Consider the following 20,314-nt stretch of genomic DNA (forward strand, 5'->3'; position numbering starts at 1 on the left):
CGCGATCAGGCCCCGAGGCCGGCGGCGCGAACCAGTTCGCCGATGCGCGCAACTTCCGCGCCCTCGATGCGACGCTGCGGCCGAGCCATCAGGTTGGTCTCGATGATCCCCAGTTGCTGCATAGCCGTCTTGAAGGACCCTACACCCGCAGCGCCAGGGCTGGTGCGCGGCAGCGACACCCAGACCATTTCGAACAGGCGGCAGAGGCGCTCCTGCTCCTTGCGGGCGGCCTCCCAATTGCCGGCCTTGGCATGGTTCCAGAGGCGCACATAACCATGTGGATCGACATTGGCGAGACCCGGCACCACGCCATGCGCCCCCATCTGCAGGGCGTTGTCGACGACGATCTCGGAGCCGGTCATCAGGAAGAAATCGGGCTTGTCGGCCAGATCGAGCAGGCAGAAGCGGAAATTGCCATCGTCGCCGCTCGAATCCTTGAGGCCGGCAATAACGCCCTCGCGGGCCAGCGTGACAGTGGTCTTGCGCTCGATCTTGATGTTGACGCAGACCGGAATGTCATAGGCGATCACCGGAACATCGAGCGCGTCCCGCACGTAGCGGAAATGGTCACCCACTTCGGCCTGGCTGGTGCGGGCGTAGAACGGCGCGGTGACGACCACGGCATCCACGCCGGCCGACTGGGCCACACGGGCATTGGCAATCGTCCGCTCGGTGGCCGGGTCGATGGTGCCGGCCAGGACGGGGACCCGCCCGCCGGCAACCTTCATCGTGTGTTCGATGATGCGGGCACGGCTGGCATCGTCATGAAAGACCACTTCCCCGCTTGAACCGAGCACGAACAGGCCATGCACCCCGCCATCAAGAAGGTTCTCGATCACGCGGGTCAGCGAGGGATAGTCGACCTCGAAATTCTCGGTCAGGGGGGTGACAACGGGGGGAACGACACCGGAAAGGACGGTCATTTTATACCTTGAAGGTTCAATCAGTTGAGGTCGGATCGTGGGTCAAAGGCATCGCGCAGCCCGTCACCCAGGAAATTGATGGCCAATACAGTCAGCACCAGCGCCCCACCGGGGAACATCCACTGCCAGACATATTGCTCGAGCACGACGGTCGAACGGGCGGCATTGAGCATGTTGCCCCAGCTCGCTTCGGGCGGGGCTATGCCAAGCCCGAGGAAGGACAGGCCTGCTTCGAGCAGGATGGCGTTGGCGATCTGCAGCGTCGCGTAGACGACGAGAATATCGATGCTGTTGGGCAGGCCGTGCCGGAACAGCAGGTGCGGCAGGGATGCGCCCATGCCGCGGGCCGCCACCAGGAAATCACGCTCGCGCAATTCAAGGAGCCGCGCCCGAACCATGCGGGACAGCACCGGCCAGGAGAGGAGCGAGATGACCACGATGGTGGGAGCGACGCCGGTGCCCGCTATCGAGGCCAGCACGAGCAGAAAAATCACCGGCGGCAGTGTCATGGCGAGGTCGACGAGACGCATCACGCCATTGTCGACCACCTTGCCGCCGAAGCTGGCAATGGCACCCACGAGGAACCCGATGACTATCGATATGGCCACTGACACCACGGCGACGGTGAGCGAAATGCGTCCACCCTGCATGAGGCGAGCCAGGATATCGCGGCCGACCCCGTCGGTGCCCAGCCAATGAACCGGCCCGGGTGCCTGGTTGAGGGCCCGCAGATCGATGTCATTGGGCGAATAGGCCCACCACATGGGATAGCTGATCACCAGGACCAGGATCGGCACCAGAATGGCAAGCCCGGCCAGGGCGGCGCCATTGCTGCTGAAGCGGCCCCAGGCGCGGACCCAGGGGCCCTTGCTGACGGAACGGACGGTTGCGGGTGTTTCGGCAGTCATTTCAGGCCACCTGAATGCGCGGGTCGACCGCAGCGTAAGTGATGTCGGTGAGGAGATTGACCACGATCACCGTGGCACCGATGACCAGCGTCGCGCCCATGATCACGGGGTAATCGCGGGTCTCCACGGCATTGACCAGCAACAGGCCCATGCCTGGCCAGTTGAAGACGCTCTCAATGAAGATGGCGCCACCCACGGCAATGCCGATGGTCGAGCCGATCAGCGTGATGACAGGCAGCAGCGCATTGCGCACCGCATGTTTGACGATGACGAAGAACTCTCGGACGCCCTTGGCGCGAGCGGTGCGGACATAGTCCTGGTTGAGCACTTCGAGCAGCGAGGCTCGCATGTAGCGCATGATCAGAGCGGCATGGCCGATGGAGAGCAGGCAGGCCGGCAGCACCAGATGCGCCAGCAGATCGCCGAGCGAAAAGCCGGCGCCGGGGGTCAACATGCCGCCCGAGGGCGCCCAGCGCAGCTGCACGGAGAAGAAATAGAGGCCGAGCAGCGCGGTAAGGAAAGCTGGGCTAGAAATGCCGACAAAGGCTAGGACCGAAAAACCGATATCGGTGGGTGAATTGCGGCGCACGGCACTGATGATGCCGGCACTGATGCCCACGACAATGGCAATGGCGAGGCCCGCAGCCATCAGCAGCAGGGTGGGTCCGATGCGCTCCATGACGAGGGGAAGAACAGGCACGCCCACCCGCTGGATAGAAAAACCGAGGTCGCCTGTCACGGCAGCGCGCAGCCAGCCGAAATACTGGACCGGCAGGGGTGCATCGAGGCCGAGCCGATCGCGCAGGGCCTGCATCGCATCGGGCGACAGGGGCGAAGCCGGATTGACATAGGCATCGATGGGATCACCGGGCGCCAGGCGCAGGAGGATGAAGACCAGCACACTGAGCGCCAGCACCATCAGAGCACCAATAGCAAGCCGTCTGGCTATGAAAGAGATCATGGGGGCACCGCATTGTCGTCGGAACCGATGGCGCGGCGAACCGCGCCATCGGGGAAGCAGGTTGGGAGACTGCCCTGCTCTATTCGGACTTGGACCACTTTTCCGGGTGGGAAGCGAAGGGGCCACCGGCCGGGGCCGGGGTCCAGACGAAGTCCACCAGATCGTTGGAGGCGACGCCGTAGCGGTTGGCGACCCACATGGTCGCCCAGGGCAGCTCGGCATTCATCACGCGACACACATCCTGCCAGCGGGCTTCGGCCGCGACCGGATCGGTCTCGCCCAGGGCTGCGTCAAAGGCAGCGCTCAGCATGCGGATCTGCACCCGCATGATATTGGCGCCATTCGGCGGCAGCTGGGACTCGTTGAGGCCCACATTGATGCCGGCAGGATTGGGACCGTTCTGCAGGCCGGCATAGACCAGCGGAAACTCGTTCCAGTCCGGCGTGCCTTCCTTGTAGACGATGCCGTTATAGGTCGGGGTATCGACCACACGCGGCACAACATTGATGCCCACCTGGGATAGCATGGCCTGGGTAGCGGCCATGACGTTAGCGGCCAGAGGCGTGTTGTAATAGGTCAGCCAAGTGATCGGCTTGTCGCCATTGATCTCGGACCAACCGGCCTCGGCCAGCAAGGCACGCGCCTTTTCGGGGTCGTATTCGTACTGATCGATGTCGGCGGGCACGAGCTGGTCGGCGACGTAGCCGCAATTGGCGGCCTCGGCGGCCCCGCCATAAAGGCTCTCGATGATCGCCTGGCGGTCGATGGCGTGCATGAAGGCTTTGCGTACCCTCACATCATCCCAGAGACCAAACATGTGGTTGAAGCCGACATAGTTGACGACAAACGAGGCGCCTTCGATCACCCGGTAATCCGCATTGTCGGCCAAGGTCGCGGCATCATCGGGCTCCACATAGGTGAAGTCGATCTCGCCGGCGCGCAGGGCTGCAACGGCGGCGGCCGAGTTGTCGAAATAGCGGTTGATGAGGCGGTCGGTCAGCGGGCGGCCGTTGCGATAGTCCTCGTCGGCGGCCAGTTCGACATACTGGTCCGTGACATACTGGGTGAACTTGTAGGGGCCGGTGCCGATTGGCGTGGTCGCCCACCAGGTGCTGGTGGCCAATTCTTCGGGCGCGATGTCCTTGAGCGCGTGCTCAGGCAGGATCATCACCTGCGCGAGAGTGGAGAGCAGGCCAGTATCGGGGTTGCTCAGCTTGACCACGACTGTGCGGTCATCGGGCGCCTCAACAGAGGTTATGGAGCCAAGACGGGCCGCAAAAACGCTGCCGGCGGCAGCATTCTTGGCCAGCTCGAGCGTGAACTTGACGTCGGCGGAGGTGAAGGCCTCTCCGTCATGCCAGGTCTCCTCGACGAGGGTGAAGGTGATTTCGCGCTGGTCTTCACTCATGGACCATTCGCTGGCGAGGGCCCCCTCGAGCTGGGTCAGCTCGGCGTTATAGATGACCAGAGGTTCGTAATAAACACTGAGCCAGGTCAGGCCACTGGTGGCCGCCAGCGGGTTGAAATTGCCCTGGAAGCCGCCCGGGCCGACGTCGAAGCCTCCGGTTATGGTGCTGGGGTCCTGTGCCATGGCCGGCAGGGTCAGCGCGGTAGCGCCGAGCAGGGCCGCCAAGGCGAGCGAGCGTGTCATGGTCTTCAGTGTCATTGGGTTCCTCCCCGTTAGGTCGTAAATGTCTGCTTGTTCCTGTCGATGACCTGCTTAATGCCCTCGTAATGTTCATCGAGGCGCGTGCGGGCCTTCTCGACATCGCGGGCGACAATCGCCTCGACGATTTCGTGGTGATCGCGCCAGGTGGACAGCGGATCGGCATTGGTCAGGTTGGCGAAGTCGGACGCCTTGTAGAAAGCGCGCCAGAATACCTCGATCAGCCCGTTGAGCATGCGGTTGTTCTGGCAGCGGAACAGCAGTTCGTGGAATTGCTGGTCTTCCTCGACAAAGCTCTCATTGCGCTCGGCACGCTGGCGCATGCGCTCGGTGACGGCGCGGAGTTCGGCAATGTCGGCCTCGGAAATCTGCGCGATGGTCTTGCCGATAAGCCCGGTTTCGAGCACCCGCCTGATCTCGCGCAGTTCCTCGATATCGCGCAGGCTGTCTCCCAGACCATAGGCGAGATTGTCGAGCAGCGGCTGGAACGAGAATTCCTTGACGAAGACTCCGACGCCGCGGCGCGTCTCGAGGATTCCCAGGGACTCGAGCGCCTTGATGGCCTCGCGCACCGAATTGCGGCCCACGCCCAGTTGCTGGGCCAGAAAAGTCTCGGGGGGCAGCGGATCGCCGGCCTTGAGGCCATTGCTCTCGATATAGTCGCGCAGGCTCTCCTGCACCGTGACGTGCAGCAAAGGCGGCCTGTTCAGCGGCTTTATCGATCGGGTTGCGTTCATTGCTGGATCTCCTGGCTGACGGGTGAATGCTGGAGCATTAGCACCGATCGGCCTCCCTTGCGACACATCCTATAACCTACTTGTAGGATATCCTGCAAGCTTAAATGTGTGATATTGACTTGTAGGATATCCCATTGTTATCTGCGGCTCCCGTGACGGGGAGTCACGGAGGGAGGAAATGCAAATGACAACGACACGCTTGCTCGCCAGCGCCCTGGCATTGAGCCTGTTTCTAGGAGGCACACACGCCATGGCCCAGGATTGGCCCGACCTGCCCACGGGCATCAAGAACGGGATTTCAGCCCGCATCGGCAAGACGATCCTGGTCGGCCTGGGGACGGCCGGACAGTCGATCTACGCGCTCGACCTCGATGACCTTGCTGCCGGCTGGAGGGAACGGGCCGACTTCGTCGGCGCCCCAACCAACGGCGCGGCTTCGGTCGCCAGCGAGGGCAAGCTCTATGTCTTTGGCGGCAACGGCAAGGCGACGCCCGATGCGGTCTCCCCTGTCATTCACGACACTGCCTATGTCTATGACCTGGCGGCCGACAGCTGGAGCCAGCTCGATACAAAAACGCCTGTGGGCCTCTCCGGCGCCCGGGCCATGGCCAGTTCTGATGGCCGGCTCCTGTTTGCCGGCGGTTATAACAAGCCCCTCTTCGACCAATACCTGCTCGACGTGTCGACCACCGACGCCAAGGCCGAGCCCGACAAGTATGCCGCCCTGGTGCAGGGCTACATGAACCAGCCGCCCGAATTCTACCAATGGAACGACCTGCTGCTGTCCTACGACCCGGCCAACAACACCTGGGCGGACCTTGGCGAGAACCCGTTCCCGCCCAATTGCGACGCGGCCTATGTCGATCTGGGGAGCGACCGCTTCCTGCTGCTCAATGGCGAGATCAAGCCCGGCCTGCGCACCGATGTGGTCAAGACGATCTCGCTCGCCGGCGGCACCGCGCACTGGTCAGAAGGCCCCAGGCTTCCCGCGCCGGCCAATGCCGGGACGCAGGAAGGCGTTGCCGGCGCCTATGCCGGACGGATCGGCGACACCGTTCTGCTGGCTGGAGGCGCAAACTTTCCCGGCGCTCGTGAAAGAAGCGAAGCGGGAGCCTGGTTTGCCCACGAGGGCCTGACCAAGACCTGGCGTAACGAAGTCTATGCCCTGTCGGGCGGCCAGTGGGCCGAAATCGGCGTCCTGCCCGAGGGCATGGGCTACGGCGCGAGCTTCACCCTTGAGGATGGCGTCCTGCTCGTCGGGGGTGAGGACGGCACCGGCGCCGCCCGGCCCGATGTCCGCCTGATGCAATGGGACGGCGCGACGCTGTCCTTCGCTGACTGAAACCCGGGGGCGGCGAGAACCGCCGCCCCGCACTTGACGAGGTTGCACCATGAACATCGCCCTCCTCGGCGTCAGCCACTGGCACTCTGGCATGCATGCAGACGCAGTCCGGCATGCCGGCGCCACAATCGGCGCGGTGTGGGACTGGGACCCCGACTGCGCAGCGCGGTTTGCGGCGGCGCAGGACACAATTGTTGTACGCTCTCTCGAGGCGGCCCTCGTGCCGAGGCCGGACCTGGTCGTCGTCATGGGGCATCCCGCGCATGTACCGAGCCTTGCCGAAACGGTGATATCGGCGGGTTTGCCGATGCTTCTGGAAAAGCCGGCCGCCAGCGATACGGCCACGCTCGAGCATATTGCCGAACAGGCGAGGCAGGCCCACCTCTTCGTGGCCGTACCCCTCGCCAACCGGCTGAGCCCGGCGCTGGCCGACCTGACGGGACCGGTGGCGCATGCGCATTTCCGCATCGTCAACGGGCCGCCGCAGCGCTATCGCGATGACGGCGTCGGCTGGGTCCTCGATCCGGCCATTGGTGGCGGGGGGGCCCTGCGCAATCTGGGCATTCACGGGATCGATTGCGCCCTGAGCCTTGGGCAGGGGCCGCTCCAGATCATATCCGCCAGTGTCGCGCGCCGCATGCATGCGAGCGAACTGGTCGAGGACCACGCCCTGGTCGTCCTTGCCGACGCGGCGGACGCGCTCTTCACCATCGAGGCGGGCTATACCGCCCCCAATCTGAGCGCCGGTGGCGACTTCGAGTGGCGCACCGCGACGCCGGGACGTTACTGCATCGACCGGGGCGCGCAGGTGACCACTCTACAGGCCGACGGAGGGGGACAGCTGCCGCCGCTTCTGCCGGCTCACCGCTATCGGGCCTTCTTGGCTGACACTTTGGCGCGACTCGAAAGCGGAAGGCCGCCATTGGTCACGCTCGACAACTATGTTGCGGCCATGAGGCTGATCGACGCCATCTATGAAAGGGTCGCATCGTGATCGGCGTCGGCATTATCGGAGCGGGGCATTTCGGGGCTGTTCACGCACGTGCGATGGCAGGGCTGGGCAATGCGCGCCTCGTGGCGGCATGCCGCAATGATGCGGTCGGTATCGGGCGGTTCACCGCCGAGCACGGTGGCCGAGCCTATACCGACTGGCGTGCCCTGCTCGATGATCCTTCGGTCGATGCCGTGGTCATCGCCACGCCGCACGACCTGCACCGGGACATTGCCATTGCCTGTCTCGCGGCCGGCAAGCATGTGCTGCTTGAAAAACCCATGGCGATCACCATTGAGGATTGCGACGCCATCGCCGAGGCGGCCGCCATGGCGGCAGGAGTGCTGATGATCGGGCATGTGCCACGCTATTTTGCCCCCATGCAGTCCGCTGGCGAAGTCATTGCCTCCGGGCGCATCGGTCGCCCGATCGCCGGCACCAGCGCCTTCATCAAGCTCTGGATGGAGGGTAATCGTCAACCCTGGCACCTGTCCGCGAGTTCCGGGGGCGGCATGCTGATGACCGCCGGCATCCACGCGCTGGATCGTCTACTCCATCTGATGGGCGGCCCGGTCGAAAGTGTCGGCGCGCTCATGGGCACTGCCTTCCATAGCCAAGACGCCGACGACATCGCCTTTCTCAATCTGCGCTTCGCCGACGGACGGCTGGGCCAGGTGACCAGCCTTGGCTATGCCGATGGCGCCGTGACCGCCGCCCTGCAGATTGTCGGCGAGCATGGCACCCTGGTACTAGACCTCAACGGACGCCTGCAGATTGGACAGAACGGAGTCTGGCAGGACCTGCCCTGCCCTCTTGATGAGGACCCGATGGTGGCGGCAGTCCGCCGCCAATGGCAGGCCTTCCTTGGTGCGATCACCGAGGGCAAGCCACCACCGATCGACGCCCGCTATGGCAGGCATCTGGTTGCCATCATTGCAGCGGCGCGCCAATCGAGCCGCGACCGCAAGGAAATTCTCGTGGAGACGGCATCCCAATGACCACCTCACTTCTTGATACTCTGCGCGGCGGGCTTATCGTCTCCTGCCAGCCGGTGGACAATGGTCCGCTCGACTCCATTCCGGCCATTGTGGGTTTCGCACTGGCCGCCCGGGATGGAGGCGCCAGGGCCCTGCGCATTGAAGGGGCCGACAATGTCGCGGCAGTGGCGAAAGCCTGCGACCTGCCGATCATCGGCATCGTCAAGCGCGACCTGTCCACCAGCCCGGTGCGCATCACGCCCTATATTGAGGACGTGGCCGCACTGGCCGCAGCCGGCGCGCATGTTATCGCAGTCGATGCGACCTTGCGGGAGCGCCCTGTTGCCGTTGCAGAATTGCTGGCCGCAATCCGTGGCTATGGACGCTTGGCCATGGCCGATCTCTCCACCATCGAGGAAGCCTACGCCGCCTTCGCCATGGGCTTCGATATCGTGGGCACGACCATGTCCGGCTATACGGGTGGAAGCACTCCAGACGGTCCCGATCTGGCATTCGTCACGGCCAGCAAGGCGCTGGGCGGATTTGTTGTCGCGGAGGGGCGATATAACTCACCCTCCTTGGCGGCTGCGGCCATTTTGGCTGGAGCAGATGCCGTTTGCGCCGGTTCGGCCATTACCCGCACCGAACACGTCACGGGCTGGTTCGCCAAAGCGGTCGCTGATGCCGACCGTCGTCGTGGCGAGACTGTACTCGCCTTCGATATCGGCGGCACCAAAACGCTCGCAGCCCTTGTTCGCGGCGAGACCGTCATTGATCGCCGCCTTGTGCCTACGCCGCCTGACGTTGGAAGTGCCGGTTGGTTTGACGCTATCGCAGACATGGCCGCAGACTGGCGCGGCGAGTACCACGTCGCTGGCGTTGCCGCCACCGGACTCGTTCGGGATGGCCTCTGGAATGCCCTTAACCCCGGCACCCTGGCCATTCCTCCAGACACTTCGCTGTCTGGTGAACTGGCTCGAAGACTGAATTGTCCGATCGTGGCGCGCAATGACGCCCAGGCGGCTGCCTGGGGCGAGTACCAGTTCGGCGCAGGGCAACAGAGGGACATGGCCTTTGTCACCGTCTCATCGGGGATCGGGGGAGGCCTTGTACTGGGCGGCAGACTGGTCGAGGGCGCTCGTGGCCTTGCCGGAAGCCTCGGCCAGGTTCAGGGGAGCAAGGGCGATCTCCGACTTGAGGATCTTGCCTCGGGTTTTGCCATGGCAGCCACAGCAGGCGAGGCGGGCCTGCCTGCGGACACGCGCCTACTCTTCGACGCCGCGAAGGCCGGCAATACCATGGCGGGCAAAATTCTTGACCGAGCGGCGGCGCGGATCGCCACTGGCCTGGTCGACCTGCAGAGGCTGGTCGATCCCCAGGCTGTGGTGGTCGGCGGCGGCGTTGGCCTGGCACCCGCATTTCAGGCTGCTCTGAACCGATCGCTTGAATTGTTTGACACCGCGCTGCGCCCGCATGTGGTCTTCGCTGCCCTTGGTGCCGATGCTGGTCTCATTGGCATTGGGCACCTCGCTCAGCAATCCGACGTCATGTGATTTGGCAGCAACTACTCTGATTTCGTCTTGGGCATTCCAATCCCATGTGCTGGTGCCTGAGAAATGACACAGGCGGTTACCAAGCCGTCTTGGTTCAGATAGGGCGGAAAGCCCCCTGTCTCGAAGTCCGCGCCCGTACCGGACCGACCGATGTCAAGAAGCCAAATTGACATTTCGGATGACCGAAATGGGGCGCATCGGGGATGGTCCGAATGTGCTCATCGGAAGAAACGCGATCATGGACTTTCTGACCGTCCGGTTGCCGAGTTCGAACTGAGGATCGTGGACCGGCGGTGTTCTCCTGCGCGGCCTCACCTGAGGTGGGGCCGCTGATCGTCAGACTTCGGTGTGTTCTGCCAGTTCCAGTGCGTCTTCAACATCGACGCCCATATATCGGACCGTATTCTCGATCTTGGTATGGCCAAGAAGGATCTGCACGGCCCGGAGATTGCCGGTCGCCTTGTAGATGAGCGAAGCTTTGGTACGTCGAAGCGAATGCGTGCCATACTCCTCCTTGCGCAGACCGATGGCAGTCACCCACTCGTCTACCAACCGGGCATATTGCCTGGTGCTCAGATGATCGTTCGGATCCGCTCGGCTGGGAAACGCGAAGTCCTCTACCGAGCCTCCTCGCCTTTCGAGCCACGCCAGCAAACTTGTCCTGGCGTCTGTTGTGATCTCGAACTGCACCGGTCGACCGGTCTTCTGCTGGATAACCATCGCCCGGGCGCGAATGTCATGACCAGTGACCAGCGTACCGATCTTGAGTTTGACCAGATCGCAGCCGCGCAGCTTGCTATCGATAGCCAGGTCGAACAGCGCTCGGTCGCGCATGCGACCCTCCCGATCCAGAAAGAACCGGATTGCCCAGATCTGGCGGACCTTGAGCGCTCGCTTGGCGCCGACTTGCCGACCGGCGTTCCACGCCGGCCGACCTCTGGCGGCGGGGTCATATTGTGAGATACCCATTTTCATTCTCCTGTGGCCAACATCGGCCAATCGGAGAACGATTAAGGCGAACAGTTCGTCAGCCGGCGCCGTGCAGTCTCGGGAGAACTACCCCCTGCCGCACAATTCTCCTCGGTAGCGCCTCCAGCGGGGCCGTCTGCGGACTGGCGGCTTTCAGCGGCGCGCTCAGACAAGCGGACTCGGGGTTTGCGGCCTAGGAGCCGAGATTTCTAGGGCTGGAGCTTAGCCAACGACAACTCGGCGCTTAGTTTGCCAGCGGAGAAGATTGAGGCCCAGGCGCGAAGTAGTACCTGTCCTGGCCAACTTCTTAACTAGCCGCCTGCCTAGGCTTCCCGCCTATCCAACATTGCCCTTATTTCCTGCTCATCCAGCGTCTCCTTCACCAGCAACCTGCGGGCGGTGCGCTCAAGGGCGTCCCGGCGCTCTTTTAATAGCTCCACGGTCCGCTCAAAGGTCTCGTCCACTATGCGGCGCACCTCCTCATCGACATTGGCAGCAGTTTGATCGGAATATGCTCGCTCTTGGGCACCTTGGTAGGGCTGCCAGGTAGCGAGTAAGGAGCGCTCGTTCTTCTCGAGGACCACATGCCCGAGCTTGGCGGTCATGCCATATCGGGTGACGATGGCGCGGGCGATATCGGTCACCTTGGCAAGGTCGTCCGCCGCACCGGTGGAAAGATGCTCGAAAACGATCCATTCGGCGGCGCGCCCGCCGAGAAGAACGACCATCTTGTTTTCCAGTTCCTCGCGCGTCATCAGAAACCTGTCCTCGGTCGGCCGATGAATGGTATAGCCAAGCGCGCCGATGCCGCGCGGAATGATCGAGACCTTGTGGACCGGATCGACGCCGGGCAGCGCCATGGCCACCAAGGCATGGCCCATCTCGTGATAGGCGACGATCTCGCGCTCCCGCGGGTTCAGCAGGCGATTGCGCTTTTCGAGGCCGGCGACGATGCGCTCAACCGCATTATTAAAGTCGTCCATTTCGACCGCGTCGGCATTGCGGCGCGTGGCGAGCAAGGTGGCCTCGTTGACCAGGTTGGCAAGGTCGGCACCGGTGAAGCCGGGGGTAAGCGCGGCGATCTTGTCCGGCTCTACGTCGGCGGCGAGCTTGGCCTTCTTCAGATGCACGTTGAGGATCTGGATGCGACCGTCCTTGTCGGGCCGGTCGACCAGCACCTGTCGGTCGAAGCGCCCGGCCCGCAACAGCGCAGGATCAAGGATTTCGGGCCGGTTCGTGGCGGCCAACAGCACCAGGCCGGTGGAGGAGTCGAAGCCGTCCAGCTCGACCAAGAGCTGGTTAAGCGTCTGCTCTTTCTCGTCATGCCCGCCGGTCATTGGGCCGATCCCCCGTGCCCGACCGAGCGCATCGATCTCGTCTATGAAGATAATCGCGGGAGCCTTCGAATGTGCCTGATCGAAAAGGTCCCGCACCCGCGCTGCACCGACGCCCACGAACATCTCGACGAATTCGGAGCCCGAGATGGAGAAGAAGGCGACGCCGGACTCGCCAGCCACGGCCTTGGCCAGGAGGGTCTTGCCGGTGCCTGGAGGGCCGACCAGCAAGATGCCCTTGGGCATGCGGCCGCCGAGCCGGCCATAGCTCTGCGGATTCTTGAGGAAATCGACGATCTCCTTGAGCTCGTCCTTGGCTTCGTCCACCCCCGCGACGTCCGCGAAGGTGACGCCGGTGTCACTTTCGACATATACCTTGGCCTTGGACTTGCCGATCTGCATCAGCCCGCCGCCCATGCCCGGTCCCATGCGCTTGAGGATGAAGAGCCAGAGGCCCACCAGCAGCGCCAGGGGGATGATCCAGGACAACAGATCGCGCAGAAAAGTGCTCTCGATCTGACCGGTGACGACGACGCCATGCCCCGCTAGTTCGCGAGCGAGGTCCGGCGCGACTCGCGTGGTGATGAACATTGGCCGACCATCCACGGGCGTTGTGAATACGCCCTGGATGAAACGGTCGGACACCGCCACCTGCGCGATCCGGCCTTCTTCGAGATAAGTCTCGAACTGGCTATAGGGGATCTCGGCGATTTGGGTGGCCATGGTGAAAGCATACTGGAACAGTATCAGCCCGAATAAGGCCGCCACCCAGTACCAGATATTGAACTGCGTCTTGTTCTTCATGTCCATGGCCGCTCCCGGGGGTTATCGGAGCACAAGCAGCAAGGCGCTGCCACCCCGGATGACCTCCAGTGCCAGCGTGCGCCGGCCGTCTCCGGTCAACTGCCGCAGATCTTCAGGCGAAGCGACCCGCGTGCGGTTGACGGCGACGATGACATCATCGGCCTGCAGGCCTGCGCGAGCGGCAGGGCTGCCGGATGCTACGCTTTCGACAAGCACGCCGGCATTGCCCCCCGCGGGCCGCAGCACGGCGCCGTCGAACGGGGTGCCGGCTAAGGAGGTCGAGGCGGTGTTCTCGGCCGCGATGGTGACGGTGATTTCGCGCGTCTCGTTGTCGCGCAGCAGCCGAAGCGTCACCTTCTCGCCCACCGGAGTCAGGCCGATCCGGTTGCGCAAGTCGGTCGAGCTGAGCACGGGACGGTCGTCGACAGCAATCACGACGTCGCCGACCTGCAAGTCGGCCTGCTCGGCCGGAGAGCCGGGCTCGACATTGGCAATCACGGCGCCGCGCAACCCGCCTAAATTGAAAGCTTCGGCCAGGTCGGGGGTAAGGTCCTGAATGCCGACCCCGATACGGCCGCGGCGCACCTCGCCATGCTCGGCTAATTGGGTCATGACGGCGACCGCCATGTTGCTGGGCACGGCAAAGCCGATACCGACATTACCGCCGGCGGGGCTGAGGATGGCCGTATTGACCCCGGCTAGACGGCCATCCAGGGTGACGAGGGCCCCGCCGGAGTTGCCGGGATTGATCGAGGCGTCTGTCTGGATAAAATCCTCGTAGCCTTCCGGATTAATGCCGGTTCGGCCCAAGGCGCTGATGATTCCGGAGGTGACGGTCTGACCCAGGCCGAATGGATTGCCGATGGCCAAGACATAGTCGCCGACCTTGAGCCGGTCGGAATCGCCAATCTCGATGGCCACCAGATTTTCGGCCTCGACGCGAAGCAGGGCTATGTCGGTCGCCTGGTCGGAGCCGACTAGCTCGGCCCCGAGACGCTGGCCGTCCTTGAGAGTGACGATGATCTCGCGCGCATCCGCCACCACGTGATGGTTGGTAAGGATGTGGCCTTTGTCGGCGTCGATTATGACGCCGGAGCCGGCGCTCATGCGGGGGCGGGCCTGCGGCGCCTGGGGCAGGGCGAAGAAGCGCCGGAAGAAGGGATCATTGTAGAGCGGATTGGTGGCGGCGGGCGCCTCGGAAACCACCGCGATATTGACCACGGCGGGCGTCACCTGTTCGAGCAGCGGCGCCAGCGTCGGCAGTTGTGCGCCGGCTATGCCCTGAACGGGCTGGCCCCGGGCGTTGGCGGGAAGGACGATGATGAGCGCCATGGCGGCAAGGCAGGCCCAGGCCAGGGCGCGGAACTTTCTCATGGGCCGACACATTCACGTGCTCCGTTCGACTGAAATTGATCCTGTTTCCGCCCCGATCGGACGGAGGACAGCCAAAGCGGGCCCGGCAAGGGCCGGGCCCATCGGGGCGTCAGGCCGTGGACAACGGCCGGTTATGGGTGAACCAGAGGCTGAGCCCGGCCAGCGCAGCCACCACCAGGCCGGCCACGACATGGACGGTGGTCGCCGCGGTTGCGGCGGCAAAGCCAAGGATCCAGGGCGCCACGACAGCCCAAGCGGCCAAAACGAGATTGGCCCATTCCTCGGCCTCGTGGAATGCCAGCAGAGCCGCCGCGGCGATGAGGCTCACGCCCGCGCCGTTGATCCACGCGTTCCAGGCAGCATTGGCCTGGTCGGCATAGCCCAGATACCAGGGAGAGAACAGCAGGCCTAAACCGGCCACGATAGAAACGATGTTGAGGACCGTCCGGTTATTGGAAGACAAGGATTTCAGCATTTCTCATTCTCCTTTCTGTCGGGTTTGCAACATCAATGAAGGGTCTCACTGGTAGGAGACGGCGAAGCGAGGGCAAGGCCGCCGGCATCGTCCTCGCGAAGGGGTGATGGCGCGGTCAGGGCAAGAGACCGCTGGCCGCGAGAGAGGAAGGGCGCCAGTTCTTCCGGCGCGAAGGCACCCGCTGCGATCTCATTCAGGGCGCATCCGCTGGTGCTCTCCCCCGGCCGCTCGAGACGGGGTTGGGCGCCCCGGTTGAGTGCCCGGCTCCGCGCCACCGCAGCCAGCGTCAGCGCAAACCGGTCGGGCACGATCTTCTGGCAATCGAAGACGACGAGTGGGTCCATGGGGCACCTCACGCCGCCTTGCGGTCGGCCAAAGCGTCCTGCCCGGCCGCCACGTCACGTTCAAGCGCCAGCAGCGCTGCCTCGACCTCTCCCAGGCGCGACGGCCAGCGACTCTCCGGCATGCCTTCGGTGGTCGCCTGGTCCATGAGATATTCGGTCCAGGCCCAGTTCATCAGGATCGAGCGCTTTGCCTCCAGCGTGAGGCCCGGATCGCGCACCACACCCATCGGCGTCGACCAATTCTTCGGGCCGGAGGGATCGTTGCGGCCGGCAGCACCATCGAGGGCCTGACCGTAGCTCCCCTGTATGGCCGAAAGGCCGAGTCGGTCGAGCGTGGCGTCGGAAAAGACCTTGCGTGCACGCGCGCCCCTGGCGGTTTCGTTTGCGCCGGCGGTCTTGTCGGCCTGCTGTGAGTCCGCCGAATGCTGGACAACATAGGTCAGACCCTGCCGTTCGGCATAGCGCAAGGCTGCCTCCAGGGTCGGGAAGCTCAGCGCCACCTGGGTCAGGGTGTCGCCACCGCCGGTGTAGCCCATGAGAGGTTCAATAACGGGTGTGCTGCGCCGCTCGAAGACCAGGCGCCAGCCCTGGCTGCGACCCTTTGCTGACGTTGTCGCCGATCGGGACGGCTTGTAGATGCGGGCCACGGCATCGGCCGGAAAGGTCGGCTGTCTTGCAGGCGCCGGGGCGAGCGTATTGTCGTTGGACGGCATGCCCAGGGGCAAATGCGTGTCTGTCGAACTGAATCTGTCAATCTTCTCCATCTTCTTCGCCTTCCTCGGTTTGAAGAATGCGACCGGCGGCGGCAATCGCCGCCGGCCTTGGTTCCTTAACTGCGGATGGCAATGCGCTTGACCTGCGATTGTGCCCTCTCGCTCTTGGGCAGGGTCACGGTGAGCACACCGTTCCGGAAGCGGGCATCGACCTTATCCTGCTCGACCTCGTAACCGAGCGGAATGCGCCGCTCGAAGCGGCCATAGACGCGCTCGGAGAATTGCCGGTCCTTGTCCTCCGTTTCGGAGCGCTTCTCGCCGCGCAGCGTCAGCACGCCATCGTCGAGCAGGATCTCGATATCCTTTTCCTCAAGACCGGGAATTTCGGCCGTGACGGCAATCTCCTTCTCACGGTCGGAGATTTCGACGCTCGGCCACCCTCCGCCGAATGCGGAAAAACCGCTAAAGGTCGGCAGCCCGGAGCCGAAGCTTCGGAAAGCATCGTCAAACAGCCGATTCACCTCGCGATGCAGCGATAGGAAGGGGTCGCGGTCGTTCTCGTGGAAAATGCTGGGTGCGGGGTTCGTATTGGGGCGGCCCCACGGGATCAAGTCACGTACATTCATGGTTTCTCTCCTTTCTGTTCATTTGGCTGGCAAAGCCATCCCGGCGCCGGACCAGGTCCGGCACCATGCGCTCGTCGGCGCTTCGGGGAAGGCTTTACGCGGCCTGCTTGTCGGCCTCGATCTGCCGGGGCGCGGCACTGGCGCCTGCCTCGCCGGTGGCGATCTCGATCCGGCGCGGCTTCATCTCTTCGGGGATCTCGCGCTTGAGATCGATGGTCAGCAGGCCGTTGACAAGGTTCGCGCCCATTACCTTGACATGATCGGCGAGCTCGAACCGGCGCTGGAATGCCCGGCCGGCAATGCCGCGATGCAGGTATTGCGCGCTATCCTCGCCCGCCTTCTGGCCCCTCACCATCAGCATGTTCTGCTCCTGCGTGATGGTGAGATCGTCCTGGCAGAAGCCGGCCACCGCGAGCGATACGCGGTATGCATCCTCGCCGGTCTTCTCGATGTCGTAAGGGGGCCAGTTGTCGATGCTCTCGACGCGGCTTGCCGCCTGCAGAGCATTCAACATGCGGTCAAAGCCGATGCTCGACCGGAACAGGGGAGTGAAATCAAAGGTCGTGCTCATAGCCATATCCTCCTTTGAGCAACATGGATACAAGTATGGAGGCCGGTTTCGTCCGGTCCCCGAAGCCGGATCCCTATTGGGCATCCGGCACTAGGTGATTTAAGATAAGTCGGCTTTGTTTCAATAGGTTAGCGTGAAAAAAATCATGCTCGCGTCACGACGCTAACCGCGCCCTGCCGACGCTCCACCTCAACGATCACGCTCTGGCCCGAGCGGTGCAGGGCAATATCGGCCATCGCGTCGCGGACGCGCAGGCCCCGCAGTCGCACGACGTCCAGAAAATCAGGCAGGATGGGCCGGTCGAATGCGATACTGCCTGTCTCGGCCGCAATGCGGAGGCCGAGGCAAGATTGCAGGGCATAAAGCGGCGCGGCGGCCGCCCAGGCCTGCGGAATGCAGGCCACCGGATAGAAGGTCGGCCCCTGCGAGGTGTTGCGCGAAAAGCCGCAGAACAACTCCGGTAGCCGTCGCAGGTCGATATAGGTCGATGCCGCGAAGAGGCCGTCCAAAATGCGGGCTGCCGCGCTCTTGAAGCCGTAGCGGGCGAGACCGGCGGCGATTAGGGCATTGTCATGGGGCCATACGGAACCATTGTGGTAGCTCATCGGGTTGTAGCGGCTTTCCCCGGCCGCGATGGTGCGGATGCCCCAGCCGCTGAAGCCCGAACGGCTGAGCAGCGTGCCGGCGACGGTCGCGGCTTGGTTCAAATCGGCTATGCCGCTCCACAGCGCGTGGCCGGCATTGGAGCTGCGCACCCGGCAAGGGCGCTTGTTGCCATCCAGCGCGAGCACATAGGTGCCCAGTTCCGCATCGAAAAAGTCCCGATTGAACGCTTCGCGCAAGGCGTCGGCGCGCCGCGCGTGTCGCGCGGCTGCCTCCGTGTGTCCCAGTTGCGCAGCTATGGCCTGCGCGGCCCGCAGAGCGCCGAAAACATAGGCCTGTACCTCGCAGAGCGCGATGGGGCCGGCGGCCAGCGTCCCGTCGGCATGGAAGACGGAATCGTGGCTGTCCTTCCAGCCTGGTTTACAAGACCCTTGTTGGTCAGGCGGCCATATTCGACATAACCATCGCCGTCGCGATCACCGTAGCGCTCGATCCAGTCAAGAGCGGCCTCGACATGGGGCCATAGTCCACTGATAGCCTCCACGTCTCCCGTGCGTTCGAGATAGGCGCCCGCCAGCATGACAAAGAGCGGCGTTGAATCGATACTGCCATAGTAGCGCCGGAACGGCACCTCGCCCAATTCGGCCATTTCGCCATAGCGGACCTCGTGGAGAATCTTGCCCGGTTCCGCATCGGCGGCGGGATCGACCGCGCTGGCCTGGTTGGCGGCCAGGTGAAGGAGCACGCCCCGGGCGATGGCCGGGTCCAGCCAGAGCGTCTCGAAAGCGGTGACGAGAGCGTCGCGTCCGAAAACCGTGCTAAACCAGGGCACGCCGGCATAGGGATAGGGTCCTTCCGGTTTATCGGTGATCAGCATATAAAGATCGGAAACGCTGCGCCTCAGGCTCTCGTTGAAAATCTCGTTGGAGGTGATGATTGCCGTGGCGCGCGAGGACGATCCACGCAGAGCGCGCCGCGCTTCCCGAATGGCCGAAAAGAAGTGGCTCCGGCTCGCGGCTTCGTCGGGCTGCCCCAGGCAATCGATTGCTATAAACACCGATCTGGTCTCGCCCGGGGCCAGAACGAGATCGAAACGTGCATGGCTGCCCGAAAGGGCGTCCGGTTGGGGGAAGAACCGCATATGCGTGCGCCGGACCATTCCATCTAGTCCGGTATAGGCGAGTTCGACATGGTCGGGACCCAATTGCGGGTCGTGAATCTGGCCGCGCTTGACACGCGCCGTGCCGCGCACCTCGAAAAGATCGGCAAAATCGGCGTTAAAGCCGATTTCAAGGGCGATCGATACAGCCTTGTCGGCGAAATTGCGCACCGCCAGTCGCTCATGGCACGTCCCCTTCCAGAGGAAACGCGAGCGCCGGATATGAACAAGGTCGTGTTCAAGGATTGTCTCTCCCAGCGAATCGGTGATGTCGGGATTGGTCAGGTCGCAGGTGAGGGTGGCGTTGTCGTCGCGAAGGGTCGAGCTCAGCAGCAGCGGTCTTGCGCCGGCAATGGCGAGGGTAAGCCGGGACAAGTGCCGTGTGTCGCGGTGAAACAGCCCCTCGGCGCCTGCGGGATGGGCATGTATGTCGCCATTATGGTCGAAGACCCCGAAGGTGTCGCCATGCTTGAGGGTGCGGGTCCGCCCCTCCTGCAAGGAGGCGCGAGCCGCCACCCCGAAGGACGGGTCGTTGGGTGACGGGGACCCGAAGGCCCCCGCGTCAGCAAAGTGGGAATCCATTGGCCGGTCTCCAGTCAAGCGTTGAGGCCGAGCCCTGCATTGCGCGGCGGGATATAGACATTGCCGTTTGCCGGCTGGCCCATGCGCAGCCGCTCGTAGATCGCCAGATAGTCCGCCGCCATGCGCCCGGCGGTGAAACGGGCGTCGAAGGTGGCGCGCACGACGGCCCGGTCCAGCGCCTTGGCCTTCCCGACGCTCTCCACCGCCTCCTCAATCGAATCGACGATGAAGCCGGATACGCCGTGATCCACGACCTCGGGCACTGAGCCGCAACGAAAGGCGATGACCGGGGTGCCACAGGCCATGGCCTCGATCATCACCAGCCCGAACGGTTCGGGCCAATCGATGGGGAACAGCAGTGCGGCGGCGTCGCCCAGGAATTGTGCCTTTTCTCGCTCGTTGATCTCACCGACGAATTCGACATTGTCGTAGCGGGCTACGAGGGGGGCGATTGTTTCATCCCAGTAAGTCTGGTCGGCCTTGTCGACCTTGGCGGCGATCTTGAGCTGCATGCCGGCTCGCGCATGAGGTGCAGCATCACGTCTTCGGGTTCGCAGCGCCAACGGGGGGTGCCGTCGACCAAACCAAGCGTCAAGTAGGCGATCGCCAAGGTCTGGACGGCCAGGGCGAGGTCGCTTGTGGCGGACCCACCCGCACCGGAACTGGGGGAGCCGTAGATGAGGATCTCGGCTGCGCGTCCTG

Annotated in this window: 17 protein-coding genes and 2 pseudogenes; 4 read left to right on the top strand and 15 right to left on the bottom strand. The window is 63.7% G+C overall.

Annotated elements, in window-relative coordinates:
* Window positions 1-5: 5 nt before the first annotated feature.
* From K1X15_RS12910 to K1X15_RS12930, 5 genes are all read right to left on the bottom strand, one after another.
* The gene (locus K1X15_RS12910) at window positions 6-923 is read right to left on the bottom strand and encodes a dihydrodipicolinate synthase family protein (protein ID WP_220304032.1); all 918 of its coding nucleotides are present in this window, start codon (window positions 921-923) and stop codon (window positions 6-8) included.
* 20 nt (window positions 924-943) lie between these two features.
* Window positions 944-1,831, bottom strand: coding sequence for an ABC transporter permease (locus K1X15_RS12915; RefSeq protein ID WP_220304033.1), 888 nt, complete (start codon window positions 1,829-1,831; stop codon window positions 944-946).
* A gap of 1 nt (window position 1,832) precedes the next feature.
* Complete coding sequence (locus K1X15_RS12920; protein WP_220304034.1) at window positions 1,833-2,792, bottom strand: ABC transporter permease; 960 nt, start codon at window positions 2,790-2,792, stop codon at window positions 1,833-1,835.
* Window positions 2,793-2,871: 79 nt separating this feature from the next.
* Complete coding sequence (locus K1X15_RS12925; protein ID WP_220304035.1) at window positions 2,872-4,458, bottom strand: ABC transporter substrate-binding protein; 1,587 nt, start codon at window positions 4,456-4,458, stop codon at window positions 2,872-2,874.
* A 14-nt stretch (window positions 4,459-4,472) separates the two neighbouring features.
* The gene (locus tag K1X15_RS12930; protein ID WP_104894132.1) at window positions 4,473-5,195 is read right to left on the bottom strand and encodes a FadR/GntR family transcriptional regulator; all 723 of its coding nucleotides are present in this window, start codon (window positions 5,193-5,195) and stop codon (window positions 4,473-4,475) included.
* Window positions 5,196-5,379: 184 nt separating this feature from the next.
* On the opposite strand from K1X15_RS12930, the gene K1X15_RS12935 reads away from it, so the two are divergent.
* The 4 genes from K1X15_RS12935 to K1X15_RS12950 are packed head-to-tail and all read left to right on the top strand — an operon-like array spanning window position 5,380 to window position 10,058.
* Complete coding sequence (locus tag K1X15_RS12935) at window positions 5,380-6,537, top strand: N-acetylneuraminate epimerase (protein ID WP_220304036.1); 1,158 nt, start codon at window positions 5,380-5,382, stop codon at window positions 6,535-6,537.
* A 49-nt stretch (window positions 6,538-6,586) separates the two neighbouring features.
* The gene (locus K1X15_RS12940; protein ID WP_220304037.1) at window positions 6,587-7,531 is read left to right on the top strand and encodes a Gfo/Idh/MocA family protein; all 945 of its coding nucleotides are present in this window, start codon (window positions 6,587-6,589) and stop codon (window positions 7,529-7,531) included.
* Entirely contained in the window at window positions 7,528-8,526 is a 999-nt protein-coding gene (locus K1X15_RS12945) for a Gfo/Idh/MocA family protein (RefSeq protein WP_220304038.1), read from the top strand. Before K1X15_RS12940 ends, K1X15_RS12945 begins: the two co-directional genes overlap by 4 nt.
* Window positions 8,523-10,058, top strand: a complete 1,536-nt coding sequence (locus K1X15_RS12950) for a putative N-acetylmannosamine-6-phosphate 2-epimerase (RefSeq protein ID WP_220304039.1) — start codon at window positions 8,523-8,525, stop codon at window positions 10,056-10,058. The genes K1X15_RS12945 and K1X15_RS12950 overlap by 4 nt, the downstream gene beginning before the upstream one ends.
* A 336-nt stretch (window positions 10,059-10,394) precedes the next feature.
* On the opposite strand, the gene K1X15_RS12955 is transcribed toward K1X15_RS12950, so the two are convergent.
* The 10 genes and pseudogenes from K1X15_RS12955 to K1X15_RS13000 all read right to left on the bottom strand — a co-directional run.
* The gene (locus K1X15_RS12955) at window positions 10,395-11,027 is read right to left on the bottom strand and encodes a tyrosine-type recombinase/integrase (RefSeq protein WP_220304040.1); all 633 of its coding nucleotides are present in this window, start codon (window positions 11,025-11,027) and stop codon (window positions 10,395-10,397) included.
* 323 nt (window positions 11,028-11,350) lie between these two features.
* The gene (gene ftsH / locus K1X15_RS12960) at window positions 11,351-13,171 is read right to left on the bottom strand and encodes an ATP-dependent zinc metalloprotease FtsH (protein WP_220304041.1); all 1,821 of its coding nucleotides are present in this window, start codon (window positions 13,169-13,171) and stop codon (window positions 11,351-11,353) included.
* A 15-nt stretch (window positions 13,172-13,186) separates the two neighbouring features.
* Entirely contained in the window at window positions 13,187-14,539 is a 1,353-nt protein-coding gene (locus K1X15_RS12965; protein WP_220304042.1) for a DegQ family serine endoprotease, read from the bottom strand.
* 109 nt (window positions 14,540-14,648) lie between these two features.
* The gene (locus tag K1X15_RS12970) at window positions 14,649-15,014 is read right to left on the bottom strand and encodes an SPW repeat protein (RefSeq protein ID WP_220304043.1); all 366 of its coding nucleotides are present in this window, start codon (window positions 15,012-15,014) and stop codon (window positions 14,649-14,651) included.
* A 32-nt stretch (window positions 15,015-15,046) separates the two neighbouring features.
* Entirely contained in the window at window positions 15,047-15,358 is a 312-nt protein-coding gene (gene rpoZ, locus K1X15_RS12975) for a DNA-directed RNA polymerase subunit omega (RefSeq protein ID WP_220304044.1), read from the bottom strand.
* 8 nt (window positions 15,359-15,366) lie between these two features.
* Window positions 15,367-16,122, bottom strand: a complete 756-nt coding sequence (locus K1X15_RS12980; RefSeq protein WP_220304045.1) for an NADH dehydrogenase ubiquinone Fe-S protein 4 — start codon at window positions 16,120-16,122, stop codon at window positions 15,367-15,369.
* 65 nt (window positions 16,123-16,187) lie between these two features.
* Window positions 16,188-16,697 carry an Hsp20/alpha crystallin family protein gene (locus tag K1X15_RS12985; protein ID WP_220304046.1) on the bottom strand — a complete coding sequence of 170 codons (510 nt, stop codon included), beginning with the start codon at window positions 16,695-16,697 and terminating at the stop codon, window positions 16,188-16,190.
* A gap of 94 nt (window positions 16,698-16,791) precedes the next feature.
* Window positions 16,792-17,268, bottom strand: coding sequence for an Hsp20 family protein (locus tag K1X15_RS12990; protein WP_220304047.1), 477 nt, complete (start codon window positions 17,266-17,268; stop codon window positions 16,792-16,794).
* 143 nt (window positions 17,269-17,411) lie between these two features.
* A pseudogene (locus tag K1X15_RS12995) lies at window positions 17,412-19,612 on the bottom strand (amylo-alpha-1,6-glucosidase).
* Window positions 19,613-19,626: 14 nt separating this feature from the next.
* Window positions 19,627-20,244 (bottom strand): annotated as a pseudogene (locus K1X15_RS13000) (glycosyltransferase); the annotation flags it as partial.
* Window positions 20,245-20,314: the final 70 nt, after the last annotated feature.

Origin of the sequence: Devosia salina (assembly GCF_019504385.1) — a bacterium.
GTDB classification, from domain to species: Bacteria; Pseudomonadota; Alphaproteobacteria; order Rhizobiales; family Devosiaceae; genus Devosia; species Devosia salina.

Bases quoted from the DNA above. Each gene is read 5' to 3' on its own strand.
- K1X15_RS12970 (WP_220304043.1), bottom strand. From the start codon at position 15,014: ATGCTGAAATCCTTGTCTTCCAATAACCGGACGGTCCTCAACATCGTT.
- K1X15_RS12940 (WP_220304037.1), top strand. From the start codon at position 6,587: ATGAACATCGCCCTCCTCGGCGTCAGCCACTGGCACTCTGGCATGCAT.
- K1X15_RS12910 (WP_220304032.1), bottom strand. From the start codon at position 923: ATGACCGTCCTTTCCGGTGTCGTTCCCCCCGTTGTCACCCCCCTGACC.
- ftsH (WP_220304041.1), bottom strand. From the start codon at position 13,171: ATGGACATGAAGAACAAGACGCAGTTCAATATCTGGTACTGGGTGGCG.
- K1X15_RS12985 (WP_220304046.1), bottom strand. From the start codon at position 16,697: ATGAATGTACGTGACTTGATCCCGTGGGGCCGCCCCAATACGAACCCC.
- K1X15_RS12920 (WP_220304034.1), bottom strand. From the start codon at position 2,792: ATGATCTCTTTCATAGCCAGACGGCTTGCTATTGGTGCTCTGATGGTG.
- K1X15_RS12930 (WP_104894132.1), bottom strand. From the start codon at position 5,195: ATGAACGCAACCCGATCGATAAAGCCGCTGAACAGGCCGCCTTTGCTG.
- rpoZ (WP_220304044.1), bottom strand. From the start codon at position 15,358: ATGGACCCACTCGTCGTCTTCGATTGCCAGAAGATCGTGCCCGACCGG.
- K1X15_RS12965 (WP_220304042.1), bottom strand. From the start codon at position 14,539: ATGAGAAAGTTCCGCGCCCTGGCCTGGGCCTGCCTTGCCGCCATGGCG.
- K1X15_RS12935 (WP_220304036.1), top strand. From the start codon at position 5,380: ATGACAACGACACGCTTGCTCGCCAGCGCCCTGGCATTGAGCCTGTTT.
- K1X15_RS12990 (WP_220304047.1), bottom strand. From the start codon at position 17,268: ATGAGCACGACCTTTGATTTCACTCCCCTGTTCCGGTCGAGCATCGGC.
- K1X15_RS12915 (WP_220304033.1), bottom strand. From the start codon at position 1,831: ATGACTGCCGAAACACCCGCAACCGTCCGTTCCGTCAGCAAGGGCCCC.
- K1X15_RS12980 (WP_220304045.1), bottom strand. From the start codon at position 16,122: ATGGAGAAGATTGACAGATTCAGTTCGACAGACACGCATTTGCCCCTG.
- K1X15_RS12925 (WP_220304035.1), bottom strand. From the start codon at position 4,458: ATGACACTGAAGACCATGACACGCTCGCTCGCCTTGGCGGCCCTGCTC.
- K1X15_RS12955 (WP_220304040.1), bottom strand. From the start codon at position 11,027: ATGGGTATCTCACAATATGACCCCGCCGCCAGAGGTCGGCCGGCGTGG.
- K1X15_RS12950 (WP_220304039.1), top strand. From the start codon at position 8,523: ATGACCACCTCACTTCTTGATACTCTGCGCGGCGGGCTTATCGTCTCC.